Source organism: Hallella multisaccharivorax DSM 17128, assembly GCF_000218235.1.
Taxonomy (GTDB): Bacteria; Bacteroidota; Bacteroidia; order Bacteroidales; family Bacteroidaceae; genus Prevotella; species Prevotella multisaccharivorax.
In genome coordinates this window covers 3,214,426-3,232,496 of record NZ_GL945017.1, presented here as the reverse complement: position 1 = coordinate 3,232,496, position 18,071 = coordinate 3,214,426, and the positions used below count along the sequence as shown (strand labels likewise).

General features: G+C 45.6%; 16 protein-coding genes and 1 tRNA gene. 7 read left to right on the top strand and 10 right to left on the bottom strand.

The genetic code is table 11. The features are described 5' to 3' along the window. The 6 genes from PREMU_RS13625 to PREMU_RS13600 form a co-directional block, all read right to left on the bottom strand. The gene (locus tag PREMU_RS13625) at nucleotides 1–990 is read right to left on the bottom strand and encodes a transporter (protein ID WP_050796471.1); all 990 of its coding nucleotides are present in this window, start codon (nucleotides 988–990) and stop codon (nucleotides 1–3) included. Nucleotides 991–1,078: 88 nt separating this feature from the next. Next, nucleotides 1,079–1,155, bottom strand: a tRNA-Ala gene (locus tag PREMU_RS13620). Nucleotides 1,156–1,238: 83 nt separating this feature from the next. Next, on the bottom strand, nucleotides 1,239–1,907 hold the full coding sequence (gene tsaA / locus PREMU_RS13615) for a tRNA (N6-threonylcarbamoyladenosine(37)-N6)-methyltransferase TrmO (protein WP_007576173.1): 669 nt from the start codon (nucleotides 1,905–1,907) through the stop codon (nucleotides 1,239–1,241). Nucleotides 1,908–1,913: 6 nt separating this feature from the next. Then, nucleotides 1,914–2,618 (bottom strand): phosphatase PAP2 family protein, encoded by a 705-nt coding sequence (locus PREMU_RS13610; protein WP_007576172.1) that lies wholly within the window; start codon nucleotides 2,616–2,618, stop codon nucleotides 1,914–1,916. After that, complete coding sequence (locus tag PREMU_RS13605) at nucleotides 2,619–4,448, bottom strand: LTA synthase family protein (protein WP_040558481.1); 1,830 nt, start codon at nucleotides 4,446–4,448, stop codon at nucleotides 2,619–2,621. Between the two features lie 15 nt (nucleotides 4,449–4,463). Continuing rightward, entirely contained in the window at nucleotides 4,464–5,117 is a 654-nt protein-coding gene (locus PREMU_RS13600) for a hypothetical protein (RefSeq protein WP_007576170.1), read from the bottom strand. 324 nt (nucleotides 5,118–5,441) lie between these two features. Between PREMU_RS13600 and PREMU_RS13595 the strand changes: the two genes are divergently transcribed. Further along, the gene (locus PREMU_RS13595; RefSeq protein WP_007576169.1) at nucleotides 5,442–6,095 is read left to right on the top strand and encodes a 3'-5' exonuclease; all 654 of its coding nucleotides are present in this window, start codon (nucleotides 5,442–5,444) and stop codon (nucleotides 6,093–6,095) included. Nucleotides 6,096–6,141: 46 nt separating this feature from the next. Further along, nucleotides 6,142–7,323 carry a class I SAM-dependent rRNA methyltransferase gene (locus tag PREMU_RS13590; protein WP_007576168.1) on the top strand — a complete coding sequence of 394 codons (1,182 nt, stop codon included), beginning with the start codon at nucleotides 6,142–6,144 and terminating at the stop codon, nucleotides 7,321–7,323. Between the two features lie 15 nt (nucleotides 7,324–7,338). On the opposite strand, the gene PREMU_RS13585 is transcribed toward PREMU_RS13590, so the two are convergent. Beyond that, nucleotides 7,339–7,962 (bottom strand): TetR/AcrR family transcriptional regulator, encoded by a 624-nt coding sequence (locus PREMU_RS13585; RefSeq protein ID WP_007576167.1) that lies wholly within the window; start codon nucleotides 7,960–7,962, stop codon nucleotides 7,339–7,341. 111 nt (nucleotides 7,963–8,073) lie between these two features. Between PREMU_RS13585 and PREMU_RS13580 the strand changes: the two genes are divergently transcribed. Continuing rightward, entirely contained in the window at nucleotides 8,074–10,356 is a 2,283-nt protein-coding gene (locus PREMU_RS13580) for an NADP-dependent malic enzyme (RefSeq protein WP_007576166.1), read from the top strand. Nucleotides 10,357–10,806: 450 nt separating this feature from the next. Here PREMU_RS13580 and PREMU_RS13575 read toward each other — a convergent pair whose 3' ends face one another. The 3 genes from PREMU_RS13575 to PREMU_RS13565 form a co-directional block, all read right to left on the bottom strand. Beyond that, nucleotides 10,807–11,256 (bottom strand): DUF4293 domain-containing protein, encoded by a 450-nt coding sequence (locus PREMU_RS13575; protein ID WP_007576165.1) that lies wholly within the window; start codon nucleotides 11,254–11,256, stop codon nucleotides 10,807–10,809. A gap of 5 nt (nucleotides 11,257–11,261) precedes the next feature. Continuing rightward, nucleotides 11,262–11,606: a DNA-directed RNA polymerase subunit omega gene (locus PREMU_RS13570; protein WP_007576164.1), complete on the bottom strand. Its 345-nt coding sequence runs from the start codon at nucleotides 11,604–11,606 to the stop codon at nucleotides 11,262–11,264. Between the two features lie 70 nt (nucleotides 11,607–11,676). Further along, complete coding sequence (locus PREMU_RS13565) at nucleotides 11,677–12,516, bottom strand: outer membrane protein assembly factor BamD (RefSeq protein WP_007576163.1); 840 nt, start codon at nucleotides 12,514–12,516, stop codon at nucleotides 11,677–11,679. A 168-nt stretch (nucleotides 12,517–12,684) separates the two neighbouring features. On the opposite strand from PREMU_RS13565, the gene uvrB reads away from it, so the two are divergent. Genes uvrB through PREMU_RS13545 form a run of 4 tightly spaced genes read left to right on the top strand, consistent with a single transcriptional unit; the run spans nucleotide 12,685 to nucleotide 18,064 of the window. Beyond that, nucleotides 12,685–14,721 (top strand): excinuclease ABC subunit UvrB, encoded by a 2,037-nt coding sequence (gene uvrB, locus PREMU_RS13560; protein WP_007576162.1) that lies wholly within the window; start codon nucleotides 12,685–12,687, stop codon nucleotides 14,719–14,721. Then, nucleotides 14,702–15,490, top strand: a complete 789-nt coding sequence (locus PREMU_RS13555; RefSeq protein WP_244863890.1) for a DUF4468 domain-containing protein — start codon at nucleotides 14,702–14,704, stop codon at nucleotides 15,488–15,490. The genes uvrB and PREMU_RS13555 overlap by 20 nt, the downstream gene beginning before the upstream one ends. A gap of 43 nt (nucleotides 15,491–15,533) precedes the next feature. Next, nucleotides 15,534–15,737 (top strand): hypothetical protein, encoded by a 204-nt coding sequence (locus PREMU_RS13550; RefSeq protein ID WP_007576160.1) that lies wholly within the window; start codon nucleotides 15,534–15,536, stop codon nucleotides 15,735–15,737. After that, entirely contained in the window at nucleotides 15,734–18,064 is a 2,331-nt protein-coding gene (locus tag PREMU_RS13545; protein ID WP_007576159.1) for a putative porin, read from the top strand. Before PREMU_RS13550 ends, PREMU_RS13545 begins: the two co-directional genes overlap by 4 nt. Nucleotides 18,065–18,071 lie beyond the last annotated feature (7 nt).

The window sequence follows — 18,071 nt, the reverse complement described above, 5'->3', positions numbered from 1 at the left end:
TTACCACTTTAAATAACCGTGCTTTTGATTATACCATAGTTGCACGGCATTGATGATATTTTGCCATACCATATAAGCGCAGGGTGCGATGACACAGACTGGATTGAGGAAATGCAGGAGAAGCCAAATGCCGACAACATTGTTTTTCTGTCCGAGCGCCTGCCCGCCATCGATACGTTCCTGATAGCCCCATATGCCGCCCACAGCCTTGCCGATGGTAAAAAGAAGGATGCAAATAAACAGCGGAAGTATAATCATCAGGAAAAGCACAGTACCGGATAGCGGTGAGTGGAGTAGGGTTTGCATGGACAACCCCATGATAATACTGAGGTTGAATGCCCATAAATAGAAAGGCGCATTGGGAAGCCGCTTGATGAATGCAGTGACCTTAGGAAGAAAGCGCTGAGTCAGCAATCCAAGAATAAGGGGAAAAATCAACACCCTCACGACACGGTCGAGCACCATGAAAAAAGCCATGATAAAGGAAACATTGGAAGCACGCTCCACCATCGGGAAGAAAAGCGGAATGATAATTACAGTGAAGCAATTGGCGATAATCATGTAGACTGTCATAGTCGCAATGCTTCCGCCAAGCTTCTCCGTGACAACTGCCGCCGCTGCAGCAGTGGGACAGATAACGATGATAAAAACACCTTCCCAAACAATCTTGGCTTCAGGCGATGTGATGTGCATGATGATGAGGACGACAAGGGCGGAGAGTGATGTGCGGACGATCTGCAACGCGAAGTGCCAAGTACGTGGTTTGAAATTGTGCATGTCAATCTTGCAGAACGTCATGTAGAGCATAATAAAAATCACGACAGGTAGCAGACTGACCATTTTCGGACCTAAAAAATCTCCTACAGGTTGGAGCAAAGGTGTCTTGGAAAACAGAAGGTAAATGATGCTACCCACGGTGAGAGACACTAACAATGTCCATTGCTTCAGCACCGCAATGAATTTCTTAGCTATTGCTTTATCATGATTCATTTTCTTTACAGCCTCGTCTTTCATTTCGCATTATTCATTTATCAGCTAAAAAAGGCCGGACACTTACTTGTGCTCGGCCTTTTGATAATGGTGGAGAATATCGGATTCGAACCGATGACCTCTTGCATGCCATGCAAGCGCTCTAGCCAGCTGAGCTAATCCCCCGTTTATTGAATGGTACAAAGTTACTGCAATGTTTTTAATCCTGCAAATTTTAAGATAACTTTTTAAAGCTATTCGCAGTAAAATTATTCCTCCAAAACTGTCAGTGTGTCGTTTTCCACTCGGAAATGTATATTGTGACCATTGAAAGACATACCGTAAATTCTGTCAGCATCGTGTTGATAGTGAGGGCGCGGGTCGAGCTCCAACACCTTTCGCAAAGCCTCCGTCTGGCATTCTTCAAAAAAGGTGCGGATACAGTCGGGGATAATGACCTTAAGTCGTTTCACCGGATGGGTATCCACAAACCCTGACCGTGCGTCTGGATGACTGTCGGTATATACGATATAAGGCTTGATGTCATAGATGGGAGTATTGTCCATGAGGTCAGCACCACGCACGTGAAGCACAGGGCCTTCCCTTGCATCCCAATCCACATGATGCAGTCTCACAGAAGAGAGGCCTATGGGGTTAGGGCGAAAGGGGGAGCGTGTAGCAAAGACTCCCATGCGTATGTTACCCCCCAGCAAAGGAGGGCGCACGGTAAGACCTGATGCTGCATGGCTATTGGCACTAAACCCCCAAATGAGCCAAAGATAGTCAAAGGCATCTATGCCACGTAATGCCTCCACATTGCGATAAGGCTCCGCTAAAACGATGAAGCCCTCGAGTTCCGTTACAAGACCGCTCTGCTTGGGTATACCGAATTTAGAGGGAAACGGAGAATGGAAGTAGGCTACGGGCTGAATCTTCATAATTCTTTAGAAGGAAAAGCGTGTAAAAATAGCGATAATAAGCAGCATCGCCGTTTCAATTCCACAAATGAGGCAAGGTGAATACAATTTACATGAATGGGCGTTTGGCTTCAACTGATTGGCTGTCTGGTGCAGAAGCAACTGAAAGATGTAATAGTCAACACTGGCACAAAACAAACCGACAAGTAGTCCACACATGATATCGCCAAGATAGTGAACCCCAAGATATATCCTTGACCAGCACATCAAGAATGCCCACATGACCAGTGTAAGTGAGAGGATACGGCGGCGAAAGACAAAAAAGAAGAAGAATAAAGCTCCCCAACAGTTCGCCGAATGCGCTGAAGGAAAACCATAATGCCCTCCGCGGTAACCATCAACGATATGGATGTATGGAGAGATGGGGTTATCTGGGTTAGCAGGACGAAGACGACTAAACATTGGGCGGAGAATGGTGGAAGCTGTCTGGTCGCAAAGTGTGATCAGTAAAATACTGAACAGTAAACAAATAAATACCGGCTTAGGCGGAAAGTTACGAAACATGATGACAATAAGGCCCAGATAAACCGGTATCCAGATGAAACGACCAGAATACATCATCATGAAATTGTCCAAATAGCCGCAATGAAAACTATTAATGGCCAGCGTGAACTCTGCATCGCGATTGGCGAGAGTTTGAAGAAAGGTGAACAAAAGAATAGAAGTGGACATTTAACGTTTGGAAATATCATCAAAAAGTACTTGAAGCAAAGCTTTGCCATAGCGGAGATTTCCACCTTTTCCTCTCTGGAAAACCGTTTTTCGCAACTGATTGTCATAGATTACGGCATCTTGTTCAGAAATCATTCCAATACCGTCATTGGGCAGAAAGAATGCGAAATGTGGCGCTGTGGAGTTAAAGAGATCCTTGCTAAAAATCATGTCGCTGTGGTCAATACCCAACTGAGAGAGTAGAGTAGCGGATATATCCTGTTGAGAACCGTAGGTTTCAACAATCATAGGCTGATTTACTGCTCCACCAGTCCATATCATGGGTATATGATAACGCCAGGGTTTGAAATTGTCGGCATGCTGAGGCCATGCGCCCAAATGATCGGGCACCAGTATAATTAGGCTGTTTTGCCATCGTTGACTCTTGTGGAGCATATTCACAAAGCTCCCGACACAACTATCAGAATATGCGAAGGCATTGAGTATTTTATCTTTGAAATGATGATAAGGCACATCGAAAGGCTCGTGTGAACTGGAGGTCTGTATGACCGTCAGGCGTGGCCTCCCCGTAGTTGGCAATGTCTTAATATCATTTTCTACCCGCTGAAAAAGCAAGTGATCAGGTACGCCCCATTTGCTCAGGCGTTCACTGACGGGGAAATCCACATCCTCTGTGATGTGACCGAAACGCTGATTGACAAGAAATGAGCGCATATTGGTGAAGTCAGCATCACCCCCATAATAATAGGAAGCTATGTATCCTGCTTTCTCTAAATGTGATGCGATAGACGGTAGGTTGGCGGTCTTACGAGGAAATTTCATTAAGCTCACTGTTGCCGGAGCAGGATACCCCTGAAGCACAGAGACCAGCCCACGATCAGTACGGAAACTATTGGCATAGAAGCGAGAGAAATAAATGCCTTCATGCTTCAGCCTGTTAAGTTGAGGTGTAACACCTGGCACATTTGAAACTGAATCGGAGAAGCTTTCCATAATGACAATATAGATATCAGGGCGGGTCTGTCCCGATTTGAGTACTCGCTGCACGCTGTCGGGCGAGCTTGCTGGATAGAGCTGATGAAAGATGGAATGAGCCTCGCTATCATTCATGAAACGATATTGAGAAGCAAAGTCCTCACTGTGACTTACACTCTCCATAAAGGAGAACAAAGGATTGACCGCAGCATGGTTCAGCTCTTGACTGGAAGAAAAATAAGCTCTACCCGTATTCATCGTTGAAACGGTCACACCTCCACGAATAGGAAGAAAAAGGGAGACTGTCAGAAGAAGTATCGGCAACCATTGCCATCGTTGGCTTTCTTGTTCAAAAACGCTTCTGGTCCAATTGCGCCATAGTAGATGAAAGCCCGTCAAAATCAATACGAAGATAAGCACAAAGCTCAGGAAACCCAAGAGACCTTGCCACCATTCTATGCTGGCAAGTGCAGCCGAAGGCGATGAACTAATGAAAAATAATGGTGTAGAGTCAAGGGGAAAGCCCCAATAACCGTAAAGTGCAAGGTTGGAAACAAACGAAAGGGATACAGCTGCGGCTCCAATCGTGAACCAAAGACAAACGATCACTCTCAAAAGACGGCCTGCCCTCAACTGATACAATCGTTTTATGGGTAGGGCGCTGATGAGAAGAACAATGGCTGGGATAGCCGTCAGATAACCCGCCATTGAAAAATCAAGCGGCAGTCCATGCCAAATTACCTGCAAGACATGAGAAAAACCGCCATACACTAACAGAAACACTGGCTTCTGCAATACAAAGAACAGTATCCACAATAGAAATGTGAACACCAACAACAATACTTTCTTTTTCACTTCAGTAGAAAATTCTTAATTTCCCAACTCATCGAGTCCACTCCACAACTGGGTCTGTCCGTCCTTGGTCAACTCAAACCATGGTTCTTCGTCGCGAAGGGAAATGTCGTCGTAGTCAAAAGGAAGCACTATGGTATCATGACCGTCAGGAAGTACTAAGCCCATTTTGCCGTTACACTCAGCAATAACAGGCATGGACACAAGATCGTCGACATAAACAAATGGGGTGCGAAGAAAATCATACTTGGCACTTAGCAAAATACTACCATTAACGTCCTTTATACCATATTTTCCGTTTTCCTCGAACACTTCGTGAAAGCGCACATATTTTTCTTTCATGCGTTGCTCATAAAACCGCATGGTCTCTTCATCTGATACCATCTTGATAAAATAGTTGTACGAATCACAATAGTTAGCCATAGCACGGGCGATGAGCATACACCAGTCAAGATTGGAAATCACTTTCCGGTTCAAATCAATATATTTTGCCATGGCTTGCTCCCGCTCTGGGATAGAGAGCTTTTCAATGCGTTGCTCTATTTTCTCAAGCATCGACAAGGAACCTCTTGCTTTTATATACCGGTGGATCTGCCGGCTCATCTCGCCGGCGAAAAACTTGTCTACCTGCAAGATTTCTATATTATCGTGGAAAATACCTTCTGTAGCCATATCCGAACTATGTGTCTGTTTGAACCTTAAGGTTACTGTTATTATCTAACAGTGCAAATTTACTAATAATGATTGTATATCCCAAACAAAACAGGGATTATTATTATTTTGATTGCCGTGGTTGCTTGTAAGAGAGGCCTCATGATTGTCATTTCTTTGATAGGTTCACCTATTATTCGCTATTAAAAACAGTTAGCGCACAGGTCTTCTTGCTTGTCGTGGTTGCAAGGCTTGAAGTGTTTCAGCGAACCATTGTTATAAAAAGAGGAGAAAGGTTTCCTATATTATTTTTTTTAATTAATTTTGCACCCATATTTAAAAAGGATGAACAAAACGATATACAGCCATTTTGACAAGAAGGCAATTACGGCACTCCCCGTTGTGACTTTCCCAGGTAGGGTAGTTACAATCATCACTGCGGGCGAAGCAGAGAAGGCTGTGGACTATCTACTCAAAAGCGATATTATGGGCGTGGATACCGAGACCAAGCCTGCTTTTCATAAGGGGCAGCAAAATAAAGTGGCCCTGCTTCAAGTATCCAATCGTGATACTTGCTTCCTTTTTCGACTTAATTTTACCGGCATCACTCCTGCCATCCAAAGATTACTTGAAGACAAAGGCGTGAAGAAGATCGGCTTGTCCTGGCATGACGACATCCGTGGATTGGAAGCACGCGAGCCTTTCCAACCAGGCTTCTTCATCGATCTCCAAGACATTGTGGGTGAGATTGGAATACAAGATCTTAGTTTGCAGAAAATATATGCTAATATTTTTCATGAAAAGATATCCAAGCGGCAACGGCTCACCAATTGGGAAGCACCTACTCTTTCCGATAAACAGAAGCAGTATGCTGCCATTGACGCCTGGAGCTGCATTAAAATCTATGAGGAAATCTTGCGTTTGAAGAAAACGGGCAACTACCATATTGTAGAAGTCCCTGAACCTAACGGGCAGGAGATGTCTTCTAAAAAAGGATAACTGATTGATCTTAGCATGATATTGTCGGAAATGAAATGTTTATAATATGTATAAGAACATCTATCTGAAAAATGGCAAGGACGAGTCGTTGAAACGTTTTCATCCGTGGGTTTTTTCTGGGGCTATCCAGCGATTAGACGATAGGATAGAGGATGGTGAAGTTGTACGGGTGCTTAATGTCAATGGCAGTTTTGTTGCTGTAGGGCATTATCAGCGAGGTACCATTACGGTCCGCGTGCTCTCCTTTGAGGATATTCTTATAGACGAGGATTATTGGGAGCGCAGCATCCGCTCGGCTCTGAAGATGCGCATCAACCTTGGCATTGCCGACAGTTTATGCAACAATACTTATCGTCTTGTACACGGAGAGGGCGACTATCTGCCAGGACTTGTCATCGATTGCTATGGAAAGACCGCTGTGGTCCAGGCTCACAGTGTTGGAATGCATTACAGCCGTCATGACATAAGCAAAGCCTTACTGAAAGTAATGGACAACAGAATTGACAATATTTTCTACAAGAGCGAGACCACGCTGCCCACGAAAAAGGATCTGCACCAGGAAGATGGATTCCTTTACGGCCATACGAATGATGACGTGGCGATAGAGAATGGGCTGAAATTTCACATTGACTGGCTGAAAGGTCAAAAAACGGGCTTCTTCATTGATCAGCGTGAAAACCGCTCCCTGTTAGAGCATTATGCAAAGGGTAAAAGTGTTCTTAATATGTTTTGCTATACAGGTGGATTCTCGGCTTATGCCATGAGAGGCGGCGCAAAGGTTGTTCATTCGGTGGATAGTAGCGCAAAGGCCATCGAGCTGACCAAGCTCAACGTAGGTATGAACTTCCCTGACGATGCTCGGCACGAAGCATACTGCGACGACGTTTTCGACTACCTCGACAGTCACAACGATAAATATGATCTCATTATCCTTGACCCTCCGGCTTTTGCTAAGCATCGATCAGCTCTGCACAATGCGTTGAAGGGATATATCCGCCTTAACGTTAAAGGACTTGAAAAAATCAAGCAGGGAGGAATCCTGTTCACGTTCAGCTGCTCGCAAGTGGTGACAAAGGAGAACTTCCGCACAGCCGTCTTCACTGCAGCTGCACAGGCTCATCGAAAAGTGAGGATTCTCCATCAGCTGCATCAACCCGCAGATCACCCCATCAACATTTATCATCCGGAGGGTGAGTACCTCAAAGGACTTGTACTGTATGTGGAGTAGGGCGGGGAGACAGCTTTAAATCATTTTCTCCAGTGCTTCAATCCCCTTCAATGTACAGAAGCCGCGGACATAAAGCATCGTTACATTTTTAAATACCTGCTGTACACCATACTTCTCCACAATGCCGCTTTGGATGGCATTAGACATGGCAACATCAGCAAATTTCCAGATAAGGTCGAAGTTCACCTCTTTTCGAAAGTACCCGTTGTCAATGCCTTTTTGGAAGAAATCCTGCGCAATGCGGTCACTCGTGCGACGCACCTCGTTCATCCACGACACAACTGATGGATAGCGGTGAAGATCCGAAACAAAGTGGGGAGAGATAGATGCCGTACGATTCATCTGAAAACGATAAAATTCAATAATAGCATCTATCTCAGTGCGTTTCTGTCCTTTCATGAATTGCTTGAAATGCTCATCCTTTTCATTCTTCAATTTCTTGACACAGTGAAGCAGCAGTTTTTCCTTATTGTTGAAAATCTCATAAAGCGTTCTTTTAGATATGGCCAGACGAGCAGCCACATCATCCATTTTCACCGCCTTAATGCCTCTTGAAAAGAACATCTTAGTGGCCGTTTCAATGATTCTTTGGCTTAATTGCTGTCTGTAATCTGTCGATTTGTCACCTTTACTTATCATATTTGAGATATATTTTGCAGCAAAATTACAAAAAAGGAGAAAACTTTTAAATGTTTTCCCGTTTTTTTGTACCTTTGCCTCAAAAATAGAATTGTTATTAACATTATTGATATGGTAAAGATTACCAAAGAAGCTGCTTTAGCTTATCATGAAGCCGGACGCCCCGGTAAAATCGAGGTGAAGCCGACAAAACCGTACCGCACGCAAACCGATCTCAGCCTGGCTTATTCTCCGGGCGTGGCTTTTCCCTGTCTGGAGATCCAGAAAAATCCGGATGATGTCTACAAATATACAGACAAGGGTAATCTTGTAGCCGTTATCTCTAACGGCACCGCTGTCCTTGGATTAGGTGATATCGGCGCCATGAGCGGTAAGCCTGTCATGGAAGGTAAGGGGCTGTTGTTCAAAATTTACGGCGGAATTGATGTCTTTGATATAGAGGTTAACGAAAAAGACCCAGAGAAATTCTGCGAGGCTGTAGAAAAGATCGCTCCGACATTTGGTGGCATTAACCTTGAGGACATTAAAGCTCCCGAGTGCTTTTATATAGAGAACCGGCTGAAAAAGACACTTGACATCCCAGTGATGCACGACGATCAGCACGGTACAGCCATCATTTCTGCGGCCGGATTGCTCAATGCTCTGGAAGTGGCAGGCAAGAAGATAGAGGAAGCCAAAATCATTGTCAATGGTGCCGGTGCTGCTGCCATCAGCTGTACGAAGCTTTATTGTTCGTTAGGTGCAAAGCATGAAAACATCATCATGCTCGACTCTCGTGGGGTCATTTACAAAGGTCGCGATCATGTGAACGAACAGAAGGCAGAGTTCGCCACTGACCGTACTGATCTCCATACTTTGGAGGAGGCTGTCAAAGACGCCGACGTTTTTGTGGGCCTGTCCAAGGGTAATGTGCTTAGTCAGGACATGGTGAGATCGATGGCCCATATGCCTATCGTTTTCGCGCTGGCCAATCCCGTGCCAGAGATCTCTTACGAGGATGCCATTGCGGCGCGTCCCGATATCCTCATGTCGACAGGACGTTCAGACTATCCGAACCAAATTAACAACGTCATAGGATTTCCCTATATATTCAGGGGTGCTCTCGACGTCCACGCCAAGGCAATCAATGAGGAAATGAAGCTTGCGGCTGTAAGAGCTATTGCTGATCTGGCCAAGCAGCCCGTGCCGGAAATAGTCAACCAAGTCTATCATGTCACCGACTTGCAGTTCGGTCCTAAGTATTTCATTCCCAAGCCAGTAGACCCACGCCTAATCACAGAAGTTTCAGCAGCGGTAGCCAAGGCAGCTATCGATAGTGGAGTGGCACGCAGGACCATTTCCGACTGGGATGAGTATAAGAACAATCTGAGGCAGATGCTGGGCCAGGAGACGAAGCTGACCCGTACCCTTCACGCCACGGCGGCGCTGCATCCTCAGCGCGTCGTCTTCGCAGAGGGCGGTCACCCCACGATGATGAAGGCGGCAGTCACAGCTCTACAAGAGGGCTTCTGTCATCCGATCTTGCTTGGCAATATCGATCGGCTTAACCGTCTTGCCAAGCGCCTGAAGATTGACCTGACTGGTGTGGAAATCGTGGATATGCGTGCAGACAACGAGCAAGGTCGCCGAGCTACCTACGCCAAGCATTTAGCTGAAAAACGCGCACGTGAGGGCGTCACTTTCGAAGAGGCTTACGACAAGATGTATGAGCGTAACTATTTTGGAATGTCCATGGTAGAGCAGGGCGATGCCGATGCTTTCATCACCGGACTCTATACGAAATACAGCAACACCATCAAGGTAGCAAAGGAAGTGATTGGTGTACGATCCGAGTACAAGACATTTGCCACCATGCACATCCTCAACTCAAAGAGAGGCATTCTCTATCTCGCTGACACGCTCATTAACCGTCATCCTGATCAAGACGTGCTTTATGATGTGGCAAGGCTTTCAGCTCATACTGTGAGATTTTTCAATCAGGAGCCTGTCATTGCCATGACAAGTTATTCCAACTTTGGTACCGATACCGTTGGCTCGCCAGTAGCCGTCCATCAGGCAGTGGAAAAACTGCAAAAGGACTATCCCGACATGCTCGTTGACGGTGAGATGCAGGTCAATTTCGCCCTTGACAGAGACCTGCGTGATGATAAATACCCCTTTACTCGACTTAAGGGCAAGAATGTCAACACTCTTGTTTTCGCCAACATGAACGCGGCCAACAGCAGCTACAAGCTCATTCAGGCTCTCGATCCTGACTGCGAGATCATCGGTCCCGTACAGATGGGTCTTAACAAGCCTATTCACTTCACTGACTTTGAGGCAAATGTTCGTGATGTGGTTAATGTCACTGCTGTGGCTGTCATTGACGCTTACGTTGAGAAGCTTAAGAAGTAACCATCTATCTCTAAACTTCGATATTGACATATGAAATGCCAGCATCGTTCGAAGGAGATTATTCATATTATGGCCGTCCAAGATATTTGTCTTGGACGGTCTTTGTTATTATGTCTTTAACTGGGTGTTTGAATCTAAAAATTACTCCTTGATATTCTAATTTATCATAACTGTGGTAATTCAAGGATAAGGCAATGGAGGAAATCCCTCACTTGCAAGAGCATTTAGCGTCTACAGTGTAATGGCAATGCGTCTACGGTGTAATGGCAATGCGTCTACGGTGTAATGGCAATGCGTCTACGGTGTAATGGCAATGCGTCTACAGTGTAATGGCGTTGCGTCTACAGCACATATATATTGCGTATAATAGAAAAAACAGTAAGAAAGTAAAGGGAAACCCCATTGTGGCTTTCCTTTGCAAATCTCTTGGAACGTGCAGCTTTAAAGGCCTTATCTTATCCGGTCCATTGACTTGATCAAGTCTTCATCAGCTTTGATGCCGAAATGAGCGAGAATGAATAAGACAATGGCAACTAATGGCAGGCATACAGCAAAAGACATCGAGAAGTCACCTAACTCCTTCAATCCGTCAAAGGCCATGAATGCATAGTATCCATACCATGCGACACATAGCACTATATTGGCATCGCAGATACGCAGTTGTAGTTTGCGGTTCTTATAAAGAAAGATGTTGATTAAAGTCAGTGATGCGATGATTACTACATCAGCAAACAAAAGCGGATGAACCGTCAACTTGCCTTGCATAAAGACACCTAAATTATAAACCACTCCAGTTGCGCCCAGCCTACTCCCGGAAATCGTACCTATCGGCAGGCATAGACATGTTATCAAGGCTGCAAGGGCCAAGAGCAAGTAAATGGTTTGTTTGCGTTGGATCATTGAACTTAATCTTTATCCTCTATATCGTCTGTGGACTTCGCAGGATCCCTCCAATAGACGTTTCCCTCGATAAACTCCTGGGTAGCAAGCAGTGTCGGTTTGGGGAGCTTCTCATAATAGCGGCTAATCTCAATCTGCTCGCGATTTTCGAACACTTCTTCAAGCGAGTCGTTGTAGGAAGCAAACTCCTGCAGCTTCTTGCTTAGGTCAGACTTGATTTCGACAGCAATCTGATTGGCGCGCTTGCCAATAATAGCAACGCTTTCATAGATATTTCCGGTCTCTTCGCACAGATCCATGATGTCGCGCGTCACAGTGTTTACCGGCGCCTTTGACTTTTTATAATCCATTTTTATAGTGATAATGAAATAAAAATATACGAACTGAATTTGACTGATACAAATTGAAATGAATCAATCATTAATCCTTTGCATTGGCGGTAACCTTCTTGCACTTGGCAATATACTCCTCTGCTATTTTCTTTTCTTTTGAATCAGGGAACTCATTGATAAAGCCATAGCATTCGTCTTCCGCGTCCTGGAAGCGCTCCAGCTTTTTAGCGTCGACGCTTTGCTCAGCAAGATGAAACTTGCTTTTCATGATCAGCGTGGCAAACTCTTCCCTCTTCTTGGTATAGGGATAGTCCTTTAAAGCATTCTGGGAAGTAACAATGCAGGCCAAGTAATTGTTTCCATCGTCACCAGGTACACTATTGCCGAAGTAGGTGCCTAAGTTATAATATAACTCCGCAGAGTACAATTCCTTGAGCACGAGTTTGTCTTGAAGCTCAAACAGCTTGCCCTGCGCCTGCTCCTTGAATTTGGCATCTGGATAGAGGTCAAGGTACTCCTGAAAAGCATTGATAGCTGCCACAGTCTCTGTTTGGTCAAGACGGGGCTCAGGGGTGCTCATAAAGAGACTTTGGCCGACGTAGAACTGTGCGATTTCAGCGTATTCGCCACGTGGATAGGACTTTACGTACTTCTTAAAGGTCTCGGCGGCAGTTTCATAATCCATATTTTTGTATTCTGCCATGCCAAGCATATACAGGCATTCCTGAGCATCCTGGCTACCTTTCTGCGGAATGATCAGGTCTTGTAAAAGCGAGGCCGCCCGCTGGTACTTGCCCAAGGCAAAACACTCCTTGGCATACTCATACTTGTATTTGTAGTCGCTTGACTTATAGACACTGTTGAACTCCTTGGCGCAACTGCTAAGGAGCATCAATGAAAGAAGCACTGTTGAAGCTTTTTTTATCATGCGATCAGATATATCGTTCAATTAAGGACGCTGTTTTCGCCAGCGCCTATTTATTGATTTGCAAATTTACATATAATTATCTGGCAGACCAAGGAAGTGACTGATTTTTTAGCAAATTTTCGAGTTACCCTACCTTTTTCTGAACGAAAATCGCTAACTTTGTCATCCATGAAGTTTCAAATATCGTCCAAATACAAGCCCACTGGCGACCAGCCCCAAGCCATTACTCAGCTGACAGAGGGCATCAAGCATGGAGATCCTGCCCAGGTACTATTAGGCGTTACTGGTTCGGGCAAGACTTTCACCGTTGCCAATGTCATTGCCAATGTGAATAAGCCCACGCTCGTGCTGAGTCATAACAAGACATTGGCGGCGCAGCTCTATGAAGAGATGAAAGGCTTCTTCCCCGACAATGCAGTAGATTACTATGTCAGTTATTATGACTATTACCAGCCTGAAGCCTATCTCCCTTCCAGCGACACATATATAGAGAAAGACCTGGCCATCAACGATGAGATAGACCGGCTTCGCCTTGCTGCTGTAAGTGACCTTTTATCAGGACGTAAGGATGTTATCATCGTCTCTTCTGTATCGTGCATCTATGGTATGGGAGCCCCAGTTGCCATGCAGGAGAACGTCATTAATATCAAGCGGGGACAAAAGCTTGATCGTAATGTTTTCTTACGCAAACTTGTCAATGCGCTCTATGTGAGAAACGACATAGACCTGCAGCGTGGATGTTTCTCTGTCAAAGGCGATACGGTGCTCATTGCCATGGCCTACTCTGATCACTTGCTTCGTGTGAGCTGGTGGGACGATGAAATCGACAGTATTGAGGAAGTCGATGCCGTTTCAATGCACTCCATGCAGCATTTTACTGAATATGCCATCTACCCCGCTAATCTTTTCGTCACCTCCAAGGAGCAGACAGATAACGCTGTCAGGCAGATTCAGGACGACCTCGCCAAACAGGTGGCTTACTTCCATGAGATAGGCGATGACACCAAGGCCCAGCGCATAAAGGAGCGTGTGGAGTACGACCTTGAGATGATCAAAGAGTTGGGTCACTGCTCGGGCATTGAGAATTACTCCCGCTATTTTGACGGACGCCAGCCGGGTGAACGTCCCTACTGCCTTCTCGATTTCTTCCCTAAAGATTATCTGATGGTCATTGATGAAAGCCATGTCACCGTCCCTCAGATCAACGCTATGTATGGCGGAGACCGCGCCCGCAAGCAAAATCTTGTTGAGTACGGCTTCCGTCTTCCCGCGGCTTTCGATAATCGGCCACTGCGTTTTGAGGAGTTCCACGAAATGCTGCATCAAGTCATCTATGTCTCTGCCACGCCGGCTAACTACGAGCTGCAGGAGTCAGAGGGCGTCGTGGTGGAGCAGCTCATCCGCCCAACCGGTTTGCTTGATCCTGAAATAGAAGTGCGGCCTTCTGAGAACCAAATAGACGACCTGCTCGATGAAATTATCACTCGCACGCTCCGACATGAGCGTGTACTGGTGACCACGCTTACCAAGCGCATGGCTGAGGAGCTGACAGAGTATCTGCTTAATCACAATGTGAAGGCGAACTATATTCACAGCGACGTGGCGACACTCGACCGAGTGAAAATTATGAATGATCTCCGCGCGGGCGTTTACGACGTTCTGGTTGGCGTCAATCTTCTTCGTGAAGGCCTTGATCTTCCAGAAGTGTCCTTGGTGGCCATTCTTGATGCTGACAAGGAGGGATTTTTGCGCAGTCACCGCAGTCTCACGCAGACAGCCGGACGTGCAGCACGCAATGTCAATGGAAAGGTCATCATGTATGCTGACACTGTCACAGAGAGCATGCAGAAAACCATTGATGAAACGGCAAGGCGCAGAACCATCCAAATGAAATACAATGAGGACCACCACATCACACCCAGACAGATCGTCAAGGACATCAAGGGTTCCCTGCCTGAATCCAACGGGGCGCAGTATCAAAAGCCGATTCAGCCAACAGCGACTGTTTATATCGAGCCGGAGAGCGGAGCCTTCGCGGCCGATCCTATTATCATGGAGATGTCTTCAGCTGAGCTGAAGAAAAGCATAGAAAACACTAAGCGTCTGATGGAAGAGGCGGCCAAGAAGTTAGATTTCATCCAGGCTGCGCAATACAGAGATGAAATGGTGAGACTGCAAAATCAGCTTGAACAAAAAAATAGTTAAATCACAAGGATGGCTAATGAAAGAACATGGATTAATTGTAACTTTGCTTGTAAGAATGATTTTTCTCAAGAATTTAATTGACGCTAACGATATGAAGAAGCATCTTTTCGCGCTTATGCTTGCTATGTTGCCCATGTGGGTTATAGCACAAAATAATGTCTGGGAGATACCTGACCAGCAAACCCGACAACAAACCAAGCCGGAAGTCAATAAAACAGTGCCTCAAGTTGACAAGAAATATCTTGCCGGTGCTGTGCCTTTGGTCAATGGTCAAGTGGTATTCACGCTGGACAAGGATGTCCCCGGAATGTCGGCCGACAGTATCTACGATAAAGTCTATGCGGTCATCAGTCAAGTGGTTGAGGAATCAAAAAGTGCGGATTTGCAGCCTGCGGGGCGCATTGCCGCGGTCAACAAGGCTGATCACATGATAGCTGCACGTATGAAAGAATGGCTTGTGTTTTCGTCCAATTTCATTTCCCTTGATCGCACCGAGGTTGATTATACAATGGTCGCCAAGGCCACTGACGGACATGTACATGTCACCCTCGAACGCATCAGCTACGCTTATGAGATGAATCGCAATGATGTTTCGGGTCTGAAGAAGAAAGCTGAAAATTGGATTACCGATCAATACTCGCTTAACAAGAAAGGCACGAAGCTTTCGCGAATCAGCGGAAAGTTCAGGAGAAAAACCATTGACAGAAAGGATAATATCTTCCAACGCATCTGTACTGCATTGGGGATTAAAAATGAACAGGCTTCGTAGCTGTGAAGACTATGAATATCGCCCTATAGCATTACGGAAAAAGATGATAAGAAAACCATACAGAGAGCAGCAGACCGCTGATCATTTCCGTTCAACTCGTCAGTGGCTCAACATTATCTTCATGGTGGGAGCGGTCGTGGGTGTTTTGCTTTATCTCTTTCGCACCCCCCAAACGGTAGGTGTTATCGTGATCTTAGCTTCCATGGTGTTCAAACTTATAGAATGCGCTTTACGCTTTATTAAATGAAGAAAATTCTTTCCTTCATCCTCTTTTTGATGGTATCCACATCCACGTGGGCCCAATACGATACAGGCAACTATAACTCCATGGGGCCGGATGGCACGATATCTGACCGGCACAAACGGCAGGGAAAAGCTGACTCGTTGGGTACTGACAAGGAAATTCCCGAGGGTATTCACGTTTGGACAGTCGACAGTCGCTTCGGTGACCGTACAATGGCCAGACCTGATACGGTATCTCATATGTTTATGAATACCATCTTCACAACGGGTCTGCATGGTGAATACAATTCTACAGGCAATTTGGGAGCGCCTCGTCAGGCCAGAATTTTCATTGACAGAAAGGAAGACAACAATTTCATCTTTGTCAATCCTTATGACTTTGTAGTCACTCCCGTTGACCGGTTTCTCTTCATCAACACCCTTTCTCCGTTTACTAATATCGCTTACAACAATTGTGGTAACCGCACCAATGGTGAAGACCACTTTAAAACAAAGTTCGCTGTCAATGCCGGCAAGCGCTTAGGTGTAGGCTCTCTCTTCGATTATCTCTATGGCAGAGGCTATTACAACGCTCAGTCAACGTCTCACTTTAAGGCTTCACTCTATGGTAGTTATATGGGTGACCGCTATCAGGCTCACCTGCTTTTCAACACACTCCATGAGAAGGTGACAGAAAATGGTGGTATCACCAGTGACCTTTACATCACGCATCCTGAGACATTCAATGAGAATTTCGCCACGTCGGAAATTCCTACAATGCTGCAGCAAAACTGGAATCGTAATGATAATCAGCACATCTTTTTCACGCAACGATACAGCATAGGCTTCAATCGTAAAGTACCTATGACTGCAGAGGAGATCAAGGCGCGGAAGTTCGCAATGGACTCGCAGAAAGAGAAGGATGAGAAAAAGGCTGAGGATGAAGCTATGGCCAACGCTAAAAAGTCAGGTCAAAAGCTTGACAGGAAGAAGGCGAAGTCAGCTAATTCGTTTGCAGGTAGGCCTGACGGTGCCAAGATTGCCACAAAAGTTGCTTCCGATGGCACCACTCCGCCTTCCGAGGGACGTATAAAAGTGGGAAATAAGGCTATGGCAGACAGTATCCTGGCAGTTTCGGAGAAGACAAAGAAAGATACTTCCTGGATGAAAGACGAGTATGTGCCAGTGACGAGTTTTATCCATACGCTTGACTTCACGACCTATCGCCGTATCTATGAGGCCTATCAGACGCCATCCAATTACTATCTTGACACCTATAAAGTTAAGGAAAAGTTGGCGGCTGATTCCCTCTACGACAAAACCAACAACTGGAATCTGCGCAATACTTTTGCCATTGCCTTGTTGGAAGGCTTTAACAAGTGGATTAAGACGGGCGCGAAAATCTTTGCCTCTCACACACTTAGCCACTATGTACTTCCTGACTCTACCGGCACATCTTCCTGGAATGAGCATAGTGTCACCGTAGGTGCCCAGCTCAGCAAGACGCAGGGCAAGACCTTGCACTATAATGTGACTGGTGAACTTGCAGTCTTAGGCTATAACATTGGTGAGTTGAGAATTGACGGAGGTGTTGATCTCAACTTCCCGCTGCTTGGAGACACGATGACGCTTGCCGCCATAGGGTTCTACCATCATGTGAAACCTTCATTCTATTTTCGTCATTATCAGTCACGACACTTGTGGTGGGATGACGATGACCTGTCCATGATTGATCATTTCAGGGCGCAGGGAGTTCTTAACTATCAGAAGACGAGGACTCGTTTTCGTTTCGCCTTTGATGAAATCAAGAACTATACATATTTCGCAAGCACGAATCAGGAAAACGAAAACAATGGCAGGCTTTACAATATGGCTTATTCGCGACAGACAAGCAGCCCCATCACTGTGCTAACTGCTGAGATTGGGCAGGACTTTACTTTTGGTCCGCTCAACTGGGAAACACAATTTACTTGGCAGAAGTCTACCAATCAGGATGCCCTTCCACTTCCTTCCATCAATGTATATTCCAATCTCTATCTCCGTTTCAAGATTGCGCATGTGCTAAATTGCGATTTTGGAGCTGATGTGCGCTATTTTACAAAGTACGCTGCTCCTGAGTATTTTTCTGCACTCGAACAGTTTACGGTGCAGGAAAACAGTGATAAATTGAAGATCGGTGGCTATCCTATTGCTAATGTCTATTTCAATTTTAAGCTCAGTAGGGCACGCTTCTTTATTATGATGAGTCATATCAACAGCGGTAGTGGCAGCAAGAATTATTTCTTCACCCCCCACTACCCTCTCAACGGCCGTTTGCTGAGAATGGGCGTCAGTTGGAATTTCGCAGATTGAAGCAGGT

Excerpts from the sequence above, each read along its gene's own strand:
- PREMU_RS13610 (WP_007576172.1), bottom strand. The coding sequence starts at position 2,618 with ATGTCCACTTCTATTCTTTTGTTCACCTTTCTTCAAACTCTCGCCAAT.
- PREMU_RS13575 (WP_007576165.1), bottom strand. The coding sequence starts at position 11,256 with ATGATCCAACGCAAACAAACCATTTACTTGCTCTTGGCCCTTGCAGCC.
- PREMU_RS13595 (WP_007576169.1), top strand. The coding sequence starts at position 5,442 with ATGAACAAAACGATATACAGCCATTTTGACAAGAAGGCAATTACGGCA.
- PREMU_RS13590 (WP_007576168.1), top strand. The coding sequence starts at position 6,142 with ATGTATAAGAACATCTATCTGAAAAATGGCAAGGACGAGTCGTTGAAA.
- uvrB (WP_007576162.1), top strand. The coding sequence starts at position 12,685 with ATGAAGTTTCAAATATCGTCCAAATACAAGCCCACTGGCGACCAGCCC.
- PREMU_RS13550 (WP_007576160.1), top strand. The coding sequence starts at position 15,534 with ATGATAAGAAAACCATACAGAGAGCAGCAGACCGCTGATCATTTCCGT.
- PREMU_RS13625 (WP_050796471.1), bottom strand. The coding sequence starts at position 990 with ATGAATCATGATAAAGCAATAGCTAAGAAATTCATTGCGGTGCTGAAG.
- tsaA (WP_007576173.1), bottom strand. The coding sequence starts at position 1,907 with ATGAAGATTCAGCCCGTAGCCTACTTCCATTCTCCGTTTCCCTCTAAA.
- PREMU_RS13565 (WP_007576163.1), bottom strand. The coding sequence starts at position 12,516 with ATGATAAAAAAAGCTTCAACAGTGCTTCTTTCATTGATGCTCCTTAGC.
- PREMU_RS13545 (WP_007576159.1), top strand. The coding sequence starts at position 15,734 with ATGAAGAAAATTCTTTCCTTCATCCTCTTTTTGATGGTATCCACATCC.
- PREMU_RS13585 (WP_007576167.1), bottom strand. The coding sequence starts at position 7,962 with ATGATAAGTAAAGGTGACAAATCGACAGATTACAGACAGCAATTAAGC.
- PREMU_RS13570 (WP_007576164.1), bottom strand. The coding sequence starts at position 11,606 with ATGGATTATAAAAAGTCAAAGGCGCCGGTAAACACTGTGACGCGCGAC.
- PREMU_RS13600 (WP_007576170.1), bottom strand. The coding sequence starts at position 5,117 with ATGGCTACAGAAGGTATTTTCCACGATAATATAGAAATCTTGCAGGTA.
- PREMU_RS13580 (WP_007576166.1), top strand. The coding sequence starts at position 8,074 with ATGGTAAAGATTACCAAAGAAGCTGCTTTAGCTTATCATGAAGCCGGA.